Genomic DNA, 18268 nt, shown 5'->3' with positions numbered 1-18268 from the left:
TTGATGCCATGCTTCCAAGAAAAGCTTCTAAGCTTCAGGTAACCAGGAACCGTACCCCAAACCGACACAGGTGGTTGGGTAGAGAATACCAAGGCGCTTGAGAGAACTCGGGTGAAGGAACTAGGCAAAATGGCACCGTAACTTCGGGAGAAGGTGCGCCGGTGAGGGTGAAGGACTTGCTCCGTAAGCTCATGCCGGTCGAAGATACCAGGCCGCTGCGACTGTTTATTAAAAACACAGCACTCTGCAAACACGAAAGTGGACGTATAGGGTGTGACGCCTGCCCGGTGCCGGAAGGTTAATTGATGGGGTTAGCTAACGCGAAGCTCTTGATCGAAGCCCCGGTAAACGGCGGCCGTAACTATAACGGTCCTAAGGTAGCGAAATTCCTTGTCGGGTAAGTTCCGACCTGCACGAATGGCGTAACGATGGCGGCGCTGTCTCCACCCGAGACTCAGTGAAATTGAAATCGCTGTGAAGATGCAGTGTATCCGCGGCTAGACGGAAAGACCCCGTGAACCTTTACTATAGCTTTGCACTGGACTTTGAATTTGCTTGTGTAGGATAGGTGGGAGGCTTTGAAGCGTGGACGCCAGTTCGCGTGGAGCCATCCTTGAAATACCACCCTGGCAACTTTGAGGTTCTAACTCAGGTCCGTTATCCGGATCGAGGACAGTGTATGGTGGGTAGTTTGACTGGGGCGGTCTCCTCCTAAAGAGTAACGGAGGAGTACGAAGGTGCGCTCAGACCGGTCGGAAATCGGTCGTAGAGTATAAAGGCAAAAGCGCGCTTGACTGCGAGACAGACACGTCGAGCAGGTACGAAAGTAGGTCTTAGTGATCCGGTGGTTCTGTATGGAAGGGCCATCGCTCAACGGATAAAAGGTACTCCGGGGATAACAGGCTGATACCGCCCAAGAGTTCATATCGACGGCGGTGTTTGGCACCTCGATGTCGGCTCATCACATCCTGGGGCTGAAGCCGGTCCCAAGGGTATGGCTGTTCGCCATTTAAAGTGGTACGCGAGCTGGGTTTAGAACGTCGTGAGACAGTTCGGTCCCTATCTGCCGTGGACGTTTGAGATTTGAGAGGGGCTGCTCCTAGTACGAGAGGACCGGAGTGGACGAACCTCTGGTGTTCCGGTTGTCACGCCAGTGGCATTGCCGGGTAGCTATGTTCGGGAAAGATAACCGCTGAAAGCATCTAAGCGGGAAACTTGCCTCAAGATGAGATCTCACTGGAACCTTGAGTTCCCTGAAGGGCCGTCGAAGACTACGACGTTGATAGGTTGGGTGTGTAAGCGCTGTGAGGCGTTGAGCTAACCAATACTAATTGCCCGTGAGGCTTGACCATATAACACCCAAGCAATTTGCGTCGAAGAGACCAGATTGCGGTGTGTGAAGACGAAACGAACCGAAAGTTCGATGTTCACAAACACCGAAAGCTATCACATACCCAATTTGCTGAAGCGAGGCCATTTGGCCACGAGTCAGTACCCGAATTTCTTGACGACCATAGAGCGTTGGAACCACCTGATCCCATCCCGAACTCAGCAGTGAAACGATGCATCGCCGATGGTAGTGTGGGGTTTCCCCATGTGAGAGTAGGTCATCGTCAAGATTAAATTCCGAAACCCCAATTGCGAAAGCAGTTGGGGTTTTGTTTTGCCCGCGGGAAAAGCATCTGCTTGATTTCTATGCAACAGCCCGGCTCATGGATATTATTCGGGCCTCATTGTGAGGGCGAGACCTGCATGTTGACGTTGTTGAACCTCCTGAAAGATGGCCGATTCCATTCTGGTCAGGATCTTGGCGCCGCCTTGGGAATAAGTCGAAGTGCGGTATGGAAACAGCTTCAGCATCTTGAGGCCGAGCTTGGCTTGTCCATTCATAAAGTGCGAGGACGAGGCTATCAATTGGCTGTTCCATTGACGCTGCTCGACTCTCGGGCAATATCGGCAATGGCGCCAGATTGGCCGGTGATGGTCTTGGATTCGGTCGACTCGACAAACGCTGAGGCCTTGCGGGCGATTGGCCAAGGTAGTTTGGCGCCCTTTTTGGTGCTCGCGGAACGCCAGGTCTCTGGTCGTGGGCGAAGAGGTCGCAAGTGGGTAAGTCCCTTTGCAGAGAATCTTTATTACAGCCTTGTCCTGCGTATTGATGGCGGAATGCGCCAGCTCGAGGGCTTGAGTCTTGTTGTTGGGTTGGCTGTCTTGCAGGCTCTGAGAAATTTTGGAGTGTCAGGTGCGGGATTGAAGTGGCCCAACGATGTCTTGGTGGGTAACAAGAAGATTGCCGGTATTCTCCTTGAGCTCGTTGGTGATCCGGCAGACGTTTGCCATGTGGTGCTGGGTATTGGTGTAAATGTGAACATGCAAGTGGCTGATGAAGTTGGCCAGCAATGGACTTCGATTCGGCTTGAGTCAGGTAGAAGTACTGACCGTAACTCCCTGGTGGCTGAGCTTAGTAAGCAGTTAAATGTTTATATCCGGCGCCATCAGGTGGATGGTTTTTCGGCTCTCCAGACGGAATGGGAGGCGAACCATTTGTGGCAGGATCGCTCTGTGTCATTGATTGCGGGTTCCAGTCAGATAGATGGTGTTGTGCTCGGAATCGATAGTCAGGGTGCGCTGCGCCTGAAGGTGGATGGTGTGGAAAAAGTCTTTAGTGGTGGTGAGCTCAGCCTGAGGTTGCGTGATGATTCTTGAGCTCGACTGTGGGAACAGCTTTATTAAGTGGCGAGTACTGAAGGCTGCGCTTGGCTCTCTCTTTTCTGAAGGGGTTGTCGACTCTGATCTCGCATTGCTAGACAGTTTGAAAGCTCTCAATGGGCTTGAGCTTCGTAAGTGCCGCGTGGTCAGTGTCAGGACTGCGGAGGAGACTGATGCCTTGATCGCTATTATCGAGCGTGAGTTTGGTATTTCGGTGGTGTGCGCGAAGCCCGCACGTGAAATGTCCGGTGTCAAAAATGGTTATGAAGAGTACGAGCGCCTAGGGCTGGATCGATGGCTGGCCATGCTTGGCGGGTTTCATCTCGCATCAGGCGGCGCTTGCCTGGTGCTTGATTTCGGTACGGCGGTGACTGCAGATTTTATTGCTGCGGGTGGTGAGCATCTTGGTGGTTTTATTTGCCCCGGAATGCCTTTGATGCGAAATCAGTTACGTACGCATACCCGTAAGATTCGCTATGGAGATCTGGCGGCTGAGCGCGCGCTTTCAAGCAATGCGCCTGGGCGGACCACTGTTGAGGCGGTGGAGCGCGGGTGTTCATTGATGTTGCGAGGTTTCGTATTGACACAGTTGGAACTGGCGCGCTCTTACTGGAGGGAAGACTTCGCAGTCTTTATAACTGGGGGGGATGCTGAATTGGTTGCAGCTGTCGCCCCTGAGGCCCGAGTCGTTCCTGACCTGGTGTTTGTGGGGTTGGCTATGGCGTGTCCTTTTTCCTGAGGTTTGTATGCGTTGGTTGTTCCTCCTGCTTCTTGTTCTTAATGTTTTCTATTATGTCTGGCATCAGCAGGAGGCGCCCTTGCGGGCGAAGGATGTAACGCCTCTCAGTTTGTATCGAGGTTCCCAGCAAGACATTCGTTTGCTCAGCGAAACGACGGGCAATGCTCGGGAGGGGCAGGGGGGGCGTCGGCAAGAGTGTCTGTTCCTTGGTGGTTTCTCTCGACAGGAGTCGATTACAGCGCTCCAGCAGCGTTTGGCTGAAATGGGAGTCGATGTAAAATCTTCGTCGAGGGATGCTTCTGGGGTTGGTTATTGGTTGTCTGTTTCGCCTCAGGGCCAGCGTTTGCTGGGGGACGCCCAGCTCCAAAACCTTTCCAACGAATTCAATGAGTTAAAACATAAAATAATGCTGTGTGAGGGGGTTGCACCTGCTGAATAGTTTGCATAGAATGGCGCCCGCTCCACAGCGAAGACCTAAGTAGGGATTCAAAGTGAAGTGATGTCAACGCAGCTAACCTCAGGTTTTTAAATGAGAAAATGCTTGACAGGGGTTTGGCATAGTATAGAATGCCGGCCTGATTAGGAGGGGTTCCCGAGCGGCCAAAGGGATCAGACTGTAAATCTGACGTCTACGACTTCGAAGGTTCGAATCCTTCTCCCTCCACCAGATTTAAGCGTGAGCTGCAGGCTCCGCGGGTATAGTTTAGTGGTAGAACCTCAGCCTTCCAAGCTGATGATGCGGGTTCGATTCCCGCTACCCGCTCCAAGTTTGCAGGTTGTGCAAAGTGTTTTGCTCTTGTAGCTCAGTTGGTAGAGCACACCCTTGGTAAGGGTGAGGTCAGCGGTTCAAATCCGCTCAAGAGCTCCATATAACAAGGCAGATATGAAAATATCTGCCTTTGTTTTAATGGTTGATATTGTTTGTCTAATTTCTTCTGTTGAGGGTGATATCGATGGCTAAGGAAAAATTTGATCGTTCCCTGCCCCACGTCAACGTTGGGACCATTGGTCACGTTGACCACGGTAAAACCACTCTGACTGCTGCTCTGACTCGCGTTTGCTCCGAAGTTTTCGGTTCAGCAATCGTTGACTTCGACAAGATCGACAGCGCACCAGAAGAAAAAGCTCGCGGTATCACCATCAACACCGCACACGTTGAGTACAACTCGAAGATCCGTCACTACGCTCACGTCGACTGCCCAGGTCACGCTGACTATGTGAAGAACATGATCACCGGTGCTGCTCAAATGGACGGCGCTATTCTGGTTTGCTCGGCCGCTGATGGTCCGATGCCACAAACCCGTGAGCACATCCTGCTGTCCCGTCAGGTAGGCGTTCCGTACATCGTGGTTTTCCTGAACAAGGCTGACCTGGTGGACGACGCTGAGCTGCTGGAACTGGTTGAGATGGAAGTTCGCGACCTGCTGTCCACCTACGACTTCCCGGGCGATGACACTCCAATCATCATCGGTTCGGCTCGTATGGCTCTGGAAGGCAAAGACGACAACGAGATGGGCACCACTGCCGTCAAGAAACTGGTTGAGACTCTGGATGCTTACATTCCAGAACCAGTTCGTATGATCGACAAGCCATTCCTGATGCCAATCGAAGACGTATTCTCGATCTCGGGTCGCGGTACTGTTGTGACTGGTCGTATCGAGCGCGGTATCGTTCGCGTTCAGGATCCGCTGGAAATCGTTGGTCTGCGTGACACCACCGTTACTACTTGCACCGGTGTTGAAATGTTCCGCAAGCTGCTCGACGAAGGTCGTGCTGGCGAGAACTGCGGCGTTCTGCTGCGTGGTACCAAGCGTGACGACGTTGAGCGTGGTCAGGTTCTGGTTAAGCCGGGTTCGGTTAAGCCGCACACCAAGTTCACTGCAGAAGTTTACGTTCTGAGCAAGGAAGAAGGCGGTCGTCACACTCCGTTCTTCAAAGGCTACCGTCCACAGTTCTACTTCCGTACTACTGACGTGACTGGTAACTGCGAGCTGCCAGAAGGCGTTGAAATGGTAATGCCAGGTGACAACATTCAGATGACTGTTACCCTGATCAAAACCATCGCGATGGAAGATGGTCTGCGTTTCGCTATCCGTGAAGGCGGTCGTACCGTCGGCGCTGGCGTCGTAGCTAAAATCATCGAGTAAGTGGTTGTAATGTATTTTTCGGGCCGGCATAATGGTCGGCCTGATTTTGTTTTAGGTCAGTAGCTCAATTGGCAGAGCGACGGTCTCCAAAACCGTAGGTTGGGGGTTCGATTCCCTCCTGACCTGCCAGATTCACTCGGTGTGTCTGGCTTTCTTTTCACAGGATCTTCATAGATGACTCCTAAAGCTGAAGCTCAAGGCTCTCGCTTCGATCTGCTCAAGTGGCTTGTAGTTGTCGCTTTGGTGGTTGTTGGCGTTGTTGGCAATCAGTATTACTCTGCTTCGCCGATCCTGTACCGTGTGCTCGCTTTACTTGCAATTGCTGCTGTAGCTGCCTTTGTAGGCCTGCAGACTGCTAAGGGCAAGTCTTTCTTTGTACTGGTTAAGGAAGCTCGCACCGAGATTCGTAAAGTCGTGTGGCCAACTCGCCAAGAAACCACGCAGACCACCCTTATTGTGGTGGCTGTTGTTCTGGTTATGGCGTTGCTGTTGTGGGGGCTTGATTCCCTGCTCGGCTGGCTTGTTTCCTTGATTGTCGGCTAAGGGTGTCCCGTGGCTAAGCGTTGGTATGTTGTGCATGCTTACTCGGGTTACGAGAAGCATGTGATGCGCTCGCTGATCGAGCGCGTAAAGCTGGCTGGCATGGAAGATGGCTTCGGCGAGATTCTGGTTCCCACTGAAGAAGTGGTTGAAATGCGTAATGGCCAGAAGCGCAAAAGCGAGCGCAAATTCTTTCCAGGCTATGTGCTGGTTCAGATGGATATGAACGAGGGTACTTGGCACTTGGTCAAGGATACTCCTCGGGTGATGGGTTTCATTGGCGGTACCGCTGATAAGCCTGCGCCGATCACCGATAAAGAGGCGGAAGCAATTCTGCGTCGCGTTGCTGATGGTAGCGACAAGCCTAAGCCGAAGACTCTCTTCGAGCCAGGTGAGACGGTGCGAGTCAACGACGGTCCATTCGCTGATTTCAATGGCGTTGTTGAAGAAGTTAACTACGAAAAGAGCCGGATCCAAGTGGCAGTGCTCATTTTCGGTCGCTCTACTCCGGTAGAGTTGGAGTTCAGTCAGGTCGAAAAGGTCTAACTGGACAAGCATCCCAACCCCGCAGCCCTAGGCTGTGGGGTTTTGTCGTCACTGGGATAAACGCGCAAGTAACCGGGGAGCCTTCCGAGGCGTTCGAACCCGTAATTGGAGTGCCTCATGGCCAAGAAAATTACCGCTTACATCAAGCTGCAAGTGAAGGCCGCTCAGGCTAACCCAAGCCCACCTGTTGGTCCTGCTCTGGGTCAGCACGGCGTGAACATCATGGAATTCTGCAAGGCTTTCAACGCCCGTACTCAGGGTCTTGAAGCAGGTCTGCCGACTCCAGTGATCATCACTGTCTACAGCGACCGTAGTTTCACTTTCGAAACCAAATCCACCCCTGCTTCGGTTCTGCTGAAGAAGGCGGCCGGTCTGACCAGCGGTTCCGCTCGTCCGAACACCGTTAAGGTTGGCACTGTTACCCGTGCTCAGCTGGAAGAAATCGCGAAAACCAAAAACGCGGATCTGACTGCAGCTGATATGGATGCAGCCGTGCGTACTATCGCCGGTTCTGCTCGTAGCATGGGCCTTAACGTGGAGGGTGTGTAATGGCTAAGCTGACCAAGCGTCAAAAGGCTATCGCCGGCAAAATCGAAGCAGGCAAGGCCTACAACATTGTAGACGCTGCTGCTCTGCTGGCTGAGCTGTCGACTGTCAAGTTCAGCGAGTCGTTCGACGTTGCTGTAAACCTGGGTGTTGACCCGCGTAAATCCGACCAGGTTGTCCGTAGCGCTACTGTGCTGCCACACGGCACTGGCAAGACCGTTCGCGTTGCTGTGTTCACCCAAGGTCCAGCTGCTGAAGCCGCTCTGGCTGCCGGCGCTGACCGTGTAGGTATGGACGACCTGGCTGCCGAAATGAAAGGCGGCGACCTGAACTATGACGTAGTGATTGCATCCCCGGATGCCATGCGCGTTGTAGGTCAACTGGGTCAGATCCTCGGTCCACGTGGTCTGATGCCTAACCCTAAGGTTGGTACTGTAACTCCAGACGTAGCTACTGCGGTTAAAAACGCTAAAGCTGGTCAGGTTCGTTATCGCACCGACAAAAACGGCATCATTCACACTTCCGTTGGCAAGATGGGCTTCGACGCCGTCAAGCTGAAGGAAAACGTTGAAGCCCTGATCGCTGATCTGAAGCGTATCAAGCCAGCTTCTTCGAAAGGTATCTACGTCAAGCGCGTTACCCTGAGCACCACTATGGGCCCAGGTCTGGTCATCGACCAGAGCTCGCTCGACGCGTAAGACAAAGGTTGGCGCGATGGTTCGTGCCAATTGAAAGATTGGGGTCCCTGCCTGGCGGGGGCTATCCAAGACCGTAGGCGACGCAAGTCTTAAACCATAAGCCTACGCAGATGGTGCTCCCGGTTCCTTACCGAATCAGACACCAAAACGACATTCGGTTCCGATCGAATGAAACGGTAACAAGCAGGAGTTAAACCCGTGGCAATTAATCTCGAAGACAAGAAGGCCATCGTCGCTGAAGTCAACGAGGCTGCCAAAGTCGCTCTGTCCGCTGTCGTGGTTGATGCACGTGGCGTAACAGTAGGCGCAATGACCGGACTCCGTAAAGAGGCTCGTGAAGCTGGCGTTTACGTACGTGTTGTACGTAACACCCTGCTCAAGCGCGCTGTTGCTGACACTCAATACAGTGTCCTCAACGACGTGTTCACCGGCCCGACCCTGATTGCATTCTCGAACGAACATCCGGGTGCTGCTGCCCGTATCTTCAAAGAGTTTGCCAAGGGTCAGGACAAGTTCGAGATCAAGGCAGCTGCGTTCGAGGGCAAGTTCCTCGCAGCTAATCAGATCGACGTACTGGCAACTCTGCCGACCCGTGACGAAGCAATTTCTCAGCTGATGAGCGTGATTCAAGGCGCTACCAGCAAATTGGCTCGTACTCTGGCGGCAATTCGCGACCAGAAAGAAGCTGCCGCAGCCTAAGGCTCGTCAACTTCTCGCGTTTTTTGTTTATTTCGATGGTCGCGTAGGCCGTCCCCCAATTCAGGAATTGAGTCATGTCTCTGACTAACGAACAAATCATCGAAGCAATCGGCCAGAAATCCGTAGTGGAAATCGTTGAGCTGATCAAAGCGATGGAAGAAACCTTCGGTGTTACCGCTGCTGCTGCTTCGGCTGGTCCAGCTGCTGCTGCCGCTGTTGTTGAAGAGCAAACCGAGTTCAACGTTGTTCTGCTGGAAGCTGGCGAGAAGAAGGTTAACGTGATCAAGGCAGTTCGTGAACTGACCGGTCTGGGCCTGAAAGAAGCCAAAGAGAAAGTAGACGGCGCTCCTCAGGTTGTAGCTGAAGGCGTTTCGAAAGAAGCTGCTGAAGACGCCAAGAAGAAGCTGGAAGAAGCAGGCGCTAAAGTCGAACTGAAATAAGTATCGACTTTGCTCCTCCAGCCCGAGCGTCAAGCGACAGGCTGATGGCTGGTGGCTCTTGCCACCGGCCTTTTTCCGTTATTGGCAGCCGACTGGGTCGGTGCTGATAAGGGCGCTGTAACCACCCGATGCGGTGGAGCAAACCATGGGGTTTGCACGATTTTCTGGCTGCTCCCGTCGGGAGGGGCCAAACAAGCAGGTGACCAAGCTGGGGAACGCTGATGGCTTACTCATATACTGAGAAAAAACGTATCCGCAAGGACTTTAGCAAGTTGCCGGACGTCATGGATGTGCCTTACCTCCTGGCCATCCAGCTGGATTCGTATCGTGAATTCTTGCAAGCGGGAGCGACTAAAGATCAGTTCCGCGACGTGGGCCTGCATGCGGCCTTCAAATCCGTTTTCCCGATCATCAGCTACTCCGGCAATGCTGCGCTGGAGTACGTCGGTTATCGCCTGGGCGAACCGGCATTTGATGTCAAAGAATGCGTATTGCGCGGTGTAACTTTCGCCGTACCTTTGCGGGTAAAAGTGCGCCTGATCATTTTCGACAAAGAATCGTCGAACAAAGCGATCAAGGACATCAAAGAGCAAGAAGTCTACATGGGTGAAATCCCCCTGATGACTGAGAACGGTACCTTCGTAATCAACGGTACCGAGCGTGTAATCGTTTCCCAGCTGCACCGTTCCCCGGGCGTGTTCTTCGACCACGACCGCGGCAAGACGCATAGCTCCGGCAAACTGCTGTACTCCGCGCGCATCATTCCTTACCGCGGTTCGTGGCTGGACTTCGAGTTCGACCCGAAAGACTGCGTGTTCGTGCGTATCGACCGTCGTCGCAAGCTGCCGGCATCGGTACTGCTGCGCGCGCTCGGTTACACCACTGAAGAAGTGCTGGACGCGTTCTACACCACCAACGTCTTCAAGCTGAGCGGCGAAACCCTCAGCCTGGAACTGATTGCTTCGCGTCTGCGTGGTGAAATTGCGGTTCTGGACATTCAGGACGAGAAGGGCAAGGTCATTGTTGAAGCGGGCCGCCGTATTACCGCGCGCCACATCAACCAGATCGAAAAAGCCGGCATCAAGACTCTGGAAGTACCTCTGGACTACGTCCTGGGCCGTACTACCGCCAAGGTCATCGTGCACCCGGCTACCGGCGAAATCCTGGCAGAGTGCAACACCGAGCTGAACACTGAAGTCCTGGCAAAAATTGCCAAGGCTGGTGTTGTTCGCATCGAAACGCTGTACACCAACGATATCGACTGCGGTCCGTTCGTCTCCGACACGCTGAAGATCGACTCCACCAGCAACCAATTGGAAGCGCTGGTCGAGATCTATCGCATGATGCGTCCAGGCGAGCCGCCAACCAAAGACGCTGCCGAAACCCTGTTCAACAACCTGTTCTTCAGCCCTGAGCGCTATGACCTGTCTGCGGTCGGCCGGATGAAGTTCAACCGTCGTATCGGTCGTACCGAGATCGAAGGTTCGGGCGTGCTGTGCAAGGAAGACATCGTCGCGGTACTGAAGACTCTGGTCGACATCCGTAACGGTAAAGGCATCGTCGATGACATCGACCACCTGGGTAACCGTCGTGTTCGCTGCGTAGGCGAAATGGCCGAGAACCAGTTCCGCGTTGGCCTGGTACGTGTTGAGCGTGCGGTCAAAGAGCGTCTGTCGATGGCTGAAAGCGAAGGCCTGATGCCGCAAGACCTGATCAACGCCAAGCCAGTGGCTGCGGCGGTGAAAGAGTTCTTCGGTTCCAGCCAGCTCTCGCAGTTCATGGACCAGAACAACCCGCTGTCCGAGATCACCCACAAGCGTCGTGTCTCCGCACTCGGCCCTGGCGGTCTGACTCGTGAGCGCGCAGGCTTTGAAGTCCGTGACGTGCACCCGACTCACTACGGTCGTGTATGCCCGATCGAAACGCCGGAAGGTCCGAACATCGGTCTGATCAACTCCTTGGCTGCTTACGCTCGCACCAACCAGTACGGCTTCCTGGAAAGCCCGTACCGCGTGGTGAAAGAGGGTGTGGTCACCGACGAGATCGTGTTCCTGTCCGCTATTGAAGAAGCCGATCACGTGATCGCGCAGGCTTCGGCGACCATGAACGACCAGAAAGTCCTGATCGACGAACTGGTAGCCGTACGTCACCTGAACGAATTCACCGTCAAGGCGCCTGAAGAAGTCACCTTGATGGACGTTTCGCCGAAGCAGGTAGTTTCGGTTGCAGCGTCGCTGATCCCGTTCCTCGAGCACGACGACGCCAACCGTGCGTTGATGGGTTCGAACATGCAGCGTCAAGCTGTACCAACCCTGCGCGCTGACAAGCCGCTGGTAGGTACCGGCATGGAGCGTAACGTAGCCCGTGACTCCGGCGTTTGCGTCGTGGCTCGTCGTGGCGGCGTGATCGATTCCGTCGACGCCAGCCGTATCGTGGTTCGTGTTGCTGATGACGAAGTTGAAACCGGCGAAGCTGGTGTCGACATCTACAACCTGACCAAATACACCCGCTCGAACCAGAACACCTGCATCAACCAGCGTCCGCTGGTGAGCAAGGGTGATCGCGTTCAGCGTAGCGACATCATGGCCGACGGCCCGTCCACCGACATGGGTGAACTGGCGCTGGGTCAGAACATGCGCATCGCGTTCATGGCATGGAACGGCTTCAACTTCGAAGACTCCATCTGCCTGTCCGAGCGTGTGGTTCAGGAAGACCGTTTCACCACGATCCACATTCAGGAACTCACCTGTGTGGCCCGTGACACCAAGCTTGGCCCAGAGGAAATCACTGCGGACATCCCTAACGTGGGTGAAGCTGCGCTGAACAAGCTGGACGAAGCCGGTATCGTTTACGTAGGTGCTGAAGTTGGCGCAGGCGACATTCTGGTAGGTAAGGTCACTCCGAAAGGCGAGACCCAACTGACTCCGGAAGAAAAACTGCTGCGTGCAATCTTCGGTGAAAAAGCCAGCGACGTTAAAGACACCTCCCTGCGTGTACCTACCGGTACCAAAGGTACTGTCATCGACGTACAGGTCTTCACCCGCGACGGCGTTGAGCGTGATGCTCGTGCACTGTCGATCGAGAAGTCCCAGCTGGACGAGATCCGCAAGGATCTGAACGAAGAATTCCGTATCGTTGAAGGCGCGACGTTCGAACGTCTGCGTTCCGCTCTGGTAGGCCACAAGGCTGAAGGCGGCGCAGGTCTGAAGAAAGGTCAGGACATCACCGACGAAGTTCTCGACGGTCTTGAGCATGGTCAGTGGTTCAAACTGCGCATGGCTGAAGATGCTCTGAACGAGCAGCTCGAGAAGGCTCAGGCCTACATCGTTGATCGCCGCCGTCTGCTGGACGACAAGTTCGAAGACAAGAAGCGCAAACTGCAGCAGGGCGATGACCTGGCTCCAGGCGTGTTGAAAATCGTCAAGGTTTACCTGGCAATCCGTCGTCGCATCCAGCCGGGCGACAAGATGGCCGGTCGTCACGGTAACAAAGGTGTGGTCTCCGTGATCATGCCGGTTGAAGACATGCCGCACGATGCCAATGGCACCCCGGTCGACGTGGTCCTCAACCCACTGGGCGTACCTTCGCGTATGAACGTTGGTCAGATCCTTGAAACCCACTTGGGCCTCGCGGCCAAAGGTCTGGGTGAGAAGATCAACCGGATGGTCGAAGAGCAGCGTAAAGTCGCTGAACTGCGCACCTTCCTGGACGAGATCTACAACCAGATCGGCGGTCGTAACGAGGATCTGGACAGCTTCTCTGATCAGGAAATCCTAGATCTGGCGAAGAACCTGCGTGGCGGTGTTCCAATGGCCACTCCAGTGTTCGACGGCGCCAAGGAAAGCGAAATCAAGGCCATGCTGAAACTGGCAGACCTGCCGGAAAGCGGCCAGATGCAGCTGACTGACGGCCGTACCGGCAACAAGTTCGAGCGTCCAGTTACCGTTGGCTACATGTACATGCTGAAGCTGAACCACTTGGTAGACGACAAGATGCACGCGCGTTCTACCGGTTCGTACAGCCTGGTTACCCAGCAGCCGCTGGGTGGTAAGGCGCAGTTCGGTGGTCAGCGTTTCGGGGAGATGGAGGTCTGGGCACTGGAAGCATACGGTGCTGCTTACACTCTGCAAGAAATGCTCACAGTGAAGTCGGACGATGTGAACGGCCGTACCAAGATGTACAAAAACATCGTGGATGGCGATCACCGTATGGAGCCGGGCATGCCCGAGTCCTTCAACGTGTTGATCAAGGAAATTCGTTCCCTCGGCATCGATATCGATCTGGAAACCGAATAACACGTGACGCGAATCGAGAGCGGGGCAGGATTGCCCGCTCTCTGCTCCGCCAGGAGGAAAGGCCTTGAAAGACCTACTGAATTTGCTGAAAAACCAGGGTCAAGTCGAAGAGTTCGACGCCATCCGTATCGGATTGGCCTCGCCTGAGATGATCCGCTCATGGTCGTTCGGTGAAGTTAAAAAGCCGGAAACCATCAACTACCGTACGTTCAAACCTGAGCGTGACGGCCTGTTCTGCGCCAAGATCTTTGGCCCGGTAAAGGATTACGAGTGCCTGTGCGGTAAGTACAAGCGCTTGAAGCACCGTGGTGTGATCTGCGAGAAGTGCGGCGTTGAAGTTGCACTGGCCAAGGTTCGTCGTGAGCGCATGGCGCACATCGAACTGGCTTCGCCGGTTGCCCACATCTGGTTCCTGAAATCGCTGCCGTCCCGTATCGGCCTGCTGATGGACATGACCCTGCGTGATATCGAACGCGTTCTCTACTTCGAGAGCTATGTCGTTATCGATCCAGGCATGACCACTCTTGAAAAAGGTCAGCTGCTGAACGACGAGCAGTACTTCGAAGCGCTGGAAGAGTTCGGTGATGACTTCGACGCCCGCATGGGTGCTGAAGCTGTCCGTGAACTGTTGCACGCTATCGACCTGGAACACGAGATTGGCCGTCTGCGTGAAGAAATTCCGCAAACCAACTCCGAAACCAAGATCAAGAAGCTGTCCAAGCGTCTGAAGTTGATGGAAGCCTTCCAGGGTTCCGGCAACCTGCCAGAGTGGATGGTGCTGACCGTTCTGCCGGTTCTGCCGCCAGATCTGCGTCCACTGGTCCCGCTGGATGGCGGTCGCTTCGCGACTTCCGACCTCAACGATCTGTATCGTCGAGTTATCAACCGTAACAACCGTTTGAAGCGCCTGCTGGATCTGTCCGCTCCGGACATCATCGTGCGCAACGAAAAGCGCATGTTGCAGGAAGCTGTTGATGCTCTGCTCGACAACGGTCGTCGTGGCCGCGCTATCACCGGTTCGAACAAGCGTCCTCTGAAATCCCTGGCTGACATGATCAAGGGTAAGCAAGGTCGTTTCCGTCAGAACTTGCTCGGTAAGCGTGTTGACTACTCCGGTCGTTCGGTAATTACCGTAGGCCCGACCCTGCGTCTGCACCAGTGCGGTCTGCCGAAGAAGATGGCTCTCGAGCTGTTCAAGCCGTTCATTTTCGGCAAGCTGGAAATGCGTGGTCTCGCGACCACCATCAAAGCAGCCAAGAAAATGGTCGAGCGCGAGCTGCCAGAGGTTTGGGACGTTCTCGCTGAAGTGATTCGCGAACACCCGGTTCTTCTCAACCGTGCACCGACCCTTCACCGTCTGGGTATCCAGGCGTTTGAACCGGTACTGATCGAAGGTAAGGCTATCCAGCTGCACCCTCTGGTCTGCGCCGCGTACAACGCCGACTTCGACGGCGACCAAATGGCCGTGCACGTACCGCTGACGCTGGAAGCCCAGCTCGAAGCGCGTGCGTTGATGATGTCGACCAACAACATTCTGTCGCCAGCCAACGGTGAGCCAATCATCGTTCCGTCGCAGGACGTTGTATTGGGTCTGTACTACATGACTCGTGAAGCGATCAACGCCAAAGGTGAAGGTCGTGTATTTGCGGATCTGCAGGAAGTTGACCGTGTGTTCCGTGCCGGCGAAGCCGCACTGCACGCCAAGGTTAAGGTTCGTATCAACGAAACCGTCAACGACCGTGACGGCAACAGCGTAAGCGGCACCCGTATCGTCGACACCACTGTCGGCCGTGCGCTGCTGTTCCAGGTTGTGCCAAAAGGTCTGTCGTACGACGTCGTCAACCTGCCGATGAAGAAAAAGGCGATCTCCAAGCTGATCAACCAGTGCTACCGCGTGGTTGGTCTGAAAGAGACCGTGATCTTCGCTGACCAGTTGATGTACACCGGTTTCGCTTACTCGACCATCTCCGGCGTTTCCATCGGTGTTAACGACTTCGTTATCCCTGACGAGAAAGCCCGCATCATCGGTGCCGCCACCGACGAAGTGAAAGAGATCGAGAGCCAGTACGCCTCCGGCCTGGTAACCCAGGGCGAGAAGTACAACAAAGTGATCGACCTTTGGTCGAAAGCGAACGACGAAGTTTCCAAGGCAATGATGGCCAACCTCTCGAAAGAGAAGGTTATCGACCGTCACGGCGTTGAAGTCGATCAAGAGTCTTTCAACTCGATGTACATGATGGCCGACTCGGGTGCGCGGGGTTCCGCAGCACAGATTCGTCAGCTGGCCGGTATGCGTGGTCTGATGGCCAAGCCGGACGGTTCCATCATCGAAACGCCGATTACTGCGAACTTCCGTGAAGGTTTGAGCGTACTTCAGTACTTCATCTCTACTCACGGTGCTCGTAAAGGTCTGGCGGATACCGCGTTGAAAACTGCGAACTCCGGTTACCTGACTCGTCGTCTGGTAGACGTGGCGCAGGATCTGGTTGTAACCGAGATCGATTGCGGCACCGAACACGGTCTGCTGATGACTCCGCACATTGAAGGCGGTGACGTTGTAGAGCCGTTGGGTGAGCGCGTATTGGGTCGTGTTATTGCCCGTGACGTATTCAAGCCAGGTACCGAGGACGTTATCGTTCCTGCCGGCACTCTGGTAGACGAGAAGTGGGTTGAGTTCATCGAGCTGAACAGCATCGACGAAGTGATCGTGCGTTCGCCGATCAGCTGCGAAACCCGCTATGGCATTTGCGCCAAGTGCTACGGCCGTGATCTGGCTCGTGGTCACCAGGTAAACATCGGTGAAGCGGTCGGCGTTATCGCTGCCCAGTCCATCGGTGAGCCGGGTACCCAGCTGACGATGCGTACGTTCCACATCGGTGGTGCGGCTAGCCGTACTTCCGCAGCTGACAGCGTTCAGGTGAAGAATGGCGGTACCGTCCGTCTGCACAACCTGAAGCATGTTGAGCGAGTGGATGGTCACCTGGTTGCTGTGTCCCGTTCCGGTGAGCTGGCGATCGCTGATGACTTCGGTCGTGAGCGTGAGCGTTACAAGCTGCCGTACGGTGCTGTGATTTCGGTTAAAGAAGGTGACAAGGTCGACGCTGGCGCAATCGTGGCCAAGTGGGATCCGCACACTCACCCGATCGTTACCGAAATGAAAGGTACCGTGACCTACGTGGGCATGGAAGAAGGCATCACGATCAAGCGTCAGACTGACGAATTGACCGGTATGACCAACATTGAAGTACTCGACGCGAAAGATCGTCCAGCTGCGGGCAAAGAAATCCGTCCAGCAGTGAAGATGGTCGACGACAACGGCAAGGATCTGTTGCTGCCAGGCACTGACGTTATCGCTCAGTACTTCCTGCCAGCCAACGCCCTGGTCGGTGTGGCTGACGGTGCGAAGATTGCGATCGGTGATGTTATCGCTCGTATCCCGCAAGAAACTTCGAAGACCCGTGACATCACCGGTGGTCTGCCGCGTGTTGCCGACTTGTTCGAAGCTCGTCGTCCGAAAGAAGCGTCGATTCTGGCTGAGGTCAGCGGCACCATCGCGTTCGGTAAAGAAACCAAAGGCAAGCGCCGTCTGGTTATTACCCCGAACGACGGTAGCGATCCGTACGAGGAGCTGATTCCGAAGTGGCGTCACCTGAACGTGTTCGAAGGCGAACAGGTAAACCGCGGCGAAGTTATCTCCGACGGTCCAAGCGATCCGCACGACATCCTGCGTCTGCTGGGTGTGAGCGCGCTGGCCAAGTACATCGTTAACGAGATCCAGGACGTTTACCGTCTGCAAGGCGTGAAGATCAACGATAAGCACATCGAGACCATCCTGCGTCAGATGCTGCGTAAAGTTGAAATCGCTGAATCCGGCGATTCGAGTTTCATCAAGGGCGACCAGATGGAACTGACTCACGTACTGGTAGAAAACGAGCGTTTGGGCGGCGAAGACAAGTTCGTCTCCAAGTACACTCGCGTTCTGTTGGGTATCACCAAGGCGTCGTTGTCCACCGAATCGTTCATCTCGGCAGCTTCCTTCCAGGAAACTACCCGCGTACTGACCGAAGCGGCAGTCACCGGCAAGCGCGATTACCTGCGCGGCCTGAAAGAAAACGTAGTCGTGGGTCGTCTGATCCCGGCCGGTACCGGTCTGGCATATCACAGCGAGCGCAAGCGTCGCCGTGATGCTGACAAGCCGTTGCGCGTAAGCGCCAGTGAAGTGGAAGCTGCACTGACCGAAGCGCTGAACTCGAGCGGTAACTGAGTTCTGCGGTAAATGAGCGTAAGGCCCTGATCGCTCCGTTCATCGAATCGAGACATTTTGTCGAGGTTCGAAGGGCGGGGAGGTCGGGGCCTTGCCTTGACTGGGGACAAGATCCTCTTTAGACTCTTGATCCCCTAAATTTGGCGGGAATTCGTTCCTGCCATTTTGCTTTTCTTGCAAGACAATAGCGTCGCAAGACAACAGTGGAGCTAGTAGATGGCAACTATCAACCAGCTGGTACGTCAGCCGCGTAAGCGTATCGTCGAGAAATCCGACGTACCTGCGCTGCAGAACTGCCCGCAACGTCGTGGCGTGTGCACCCGTGTGTACACCACCACGCCGAAAAAACCTAACTCGGCACTGCGTAAAGTATGCCGTGTGCGCCTGACCAACGGTTTCGAGGTTTCCTCGTACATCGGTGGTGAAGGTCACAACCTGCAAGAGCACAGCGTGGTACTGATCCGCGGCGGTCGTGTAAAAGACTTGCCAGGTGTTCGTTACCACACCGTTCGCGGCTCCTTGGATACTTCCGGCGTTAAAGGCCGTAACCAGGGTCGTTCGAAGTACGGTACCAAGCGTCCGAAGTAATCGGCCGTTTTGCAGATTTTCATTTTATTGAGTCGATAAGAGTAAGGTCGGGCACGC

General features: G+C 54.7%; 13 protein-coding genes, 4 tRNA genes and 2 rRNA genes (1 of these 19 cut by a window edge). All 19 read left to right on the top strand.

Annotated elements, in window-relative coordinates; translation table 11 throughout:
• Positions 1 to 1352, top strand: a 23S ribosomal RNA gene (locus ACOYXH_RS22480) (it extends 1542 nt beyond the left edge of the window).
• 151 nt (positions 1353 to 1503) lie between these two features.
• A 5S ribosomal RNA gene (gene rrf, locus ACOYXH_RS22475) occupies positions 1504 to 1619 on the top strand.
• A gap of 133 nt (positions 1620 to 1752) precedes the next feature.
• The gene (gene birA, locus ACOYXH_RS22470; protein ID WP_095048842.1) at positions 1753 to 2706 is read left to right on the top strand and encodes a bifunctional biotin--[acetyl-CoA-carboxylase] ligase/biotin operon repressor BirA; all 954 of its coding nucleotides are present in this window, start codon (positions 1753 to 1755) and stop codon (positions 2704 to 2706) included.
• Positions 2696 to 3448 carry a pantothenate kinase gene (locus ACOYXH_RS22465; protein WP_095048841.1) on the top strand — a complete coding sequence of 251 codons (753 nt, stop codon included), beginning with the start codon at positions 2696 to 2698 and terminating at the stop codon, positions 3446 to 3448. The genes birA and ACOYXH_RS22465 overlap by 11 nt, the downstream gene beginning before the upstream one ends.
• 7 nt (positions 3449 to 3455) lie before the next feature.
• Positions 3456 to 3887 (top strand): hypothetical protein, encoded by a 432-nt coding sequence (locus tag ACOYXH_RS22460; RefSeq protein ID WP_095125529.1) that lies wholly within the window; start codon positions 3456 to 3458, stop codon positions 3885 to 3887.
• 143 nt (positions 3888 to 4030) lie between these two features.
• A tRNA-Tyr gene (locus tag ACOYXH_RS22455) sits at positions 4031 to 4115 on the top strand.
• Positions 4116 to 4140: 25 nt separating this feature from the next.
• Positions 4141 to 4214: transfer RNA gene (locus ACOYXH_RS22450), tRNA-Gly, on the top strand.
• A 26-nt stretch (positions 4215 to 4240) separates the two neighbouring features.
• Positions 4241 to 4316, top strand: a tRNA-Thr gene (locus tag ACOYXH_RS22445).
• An 85-nt stretch (positions 4317 to 4401) separates the two neighbouring features.
• Positions 4402 to 5595, top strand: coding sequence for an elongation factor Tu (gene tuf / locus ACOYXH_RS22440; protein ID WP_064361246.1), 1194 nt, complete (start codon positions 4402 to 4404; stop codon positions 5593 to 5595).
• 53 nt (positions 5596 to 5648) lie between these two features.
• Positions 5649 to 5724 (top strand) — tRNA-Trp (locus ACOYXH_RS22435).
• Between the two features lie 45 nt (positions 5725 to 5769).
• The gene (gene secE / locus ACOYXH_RS22430; RefSeq protein ID WP_009045851.1) at positions 5770 to 6138 is read left to right on the top strand and encodes a preprotein translocase subunit SecE; all 369 of its coding nucleotides are present in this window, start codon (positions 5770 to 5772) and stop codon (positions 6136 to 6138) included.
• 9 nt (positions 6139 to 6147) lie between these two features.
• Positions 6148 to 6681 carry a transcription termination/antitermination protein NusG gene (gene nusG / locus ACOYXH_RS22425; RefSeq protein WP_007957598.1) on the top strand — a complete coding sequence of 178 codons (534 nt, stop codon included), beginning with the start codon at positions 6148 to 6150 and terminating at the stop codon, positions 6679 to 6681.
• 117 nt (positions 6682 to 6798) lie between these two features.
• Positions 6799 to 7230, top strand: a complete 432-nt coding sequence (gene rplK / locus ACOYXH_RS22420) for a 50S ribosomal protein L11 (RefSeq protein ID WP_003228756.1) — start codon at positions 6799 to 6801, stop codon at positions 7228 to 7230.
• Positions 7230 to 7925, top strand: a complete 696-nt coding sequence (rplA, locus tag ACOYXH_RS22415) for a 50S ribosomal protein L1 (RefSeq protein WP_007916481.1) — start codon at positions 7230 to 7232, stop codon at positions 7923 to 7925. Before rplK ends, rplA begins: the two co-directional genes overlap by 1 nt.
• Before the next feature lie 198 nt (positions 7926 to 8123).
• Positions 8124 to 8624, top strand: coding sequence for a 50S ribosomal protein L10 (rplJ, locus tag ACOYXH_RS22410; RefSeq protein ID WP_008081912.1), 501 nt, complete (start codon positions 8124 to 8126; stop codon positions 8622 to 8624).
• A gap of 74 nt (positions 8625 to 8698) precedes the next feature.
• Positions 8699 to 9064, top strand: a complete 366-nt coding sequence (gene rplL / locus ACOYXH_RS22405) for a 50S ribosomal protein L7/L12 (protein WP_003228750.1) — start codon at positions 8699 to 8701, stop codon at positions 9062 to 9064.
• 221 nt (positions 9065 to 9285) lie between these two features.
• On the top strand, positions 9286 to 13359 hold the full coding sequence (rpoB, locus tag ACOYXH_RS22400; protein WP_064121019.1) for a DNA-directed RNA polymerase subunit beta: 4074 nt from the start codon (positions 9286 to 9288) through the stop codon (positions 13357 to 13359).
• Between the two features lie 64 nt (positions 13360 to 13423).
• Positions 13424 to 17623 carry a DNA-directed RNA polymerase subunit beta' gene (gene rpoC / locus ACOYXH_RS22395; RefSeq protein WP_034156498.1) on the top strand — a complete coding sequence of 1400 codons (4200 nt, stop codon included), beginning with the start codon at positions 13424 to 13426 and terminating at the stop codon, positions 17621 to 17623.
• A gap of 216 nt (positions 17624 to 17839) precedes the next feature.
• Positions 17840 to 18211 carry a 30S ribosomal protein S12 gene (rpsL, locus tag ACOYXH_RS22390; protein ID WP_003186084.1) on the top strand — a complete coding sequence of 124 codons (372 nt, stop codon included), beginning with the start codon at positions 17840 to 17842 and terminating at the stop codon, positions 18209 to 18211.
• The last annotated feature ends 57 nt before the right edge of the window (positions 18212 to 18268 follow it).

It is taken from the genome of Pseudomonas sp. Mb7 (assembly GCF_054790525.1).
This window is presented reverse-complemented; position numbering and strand designations above follow the sequence as displayed.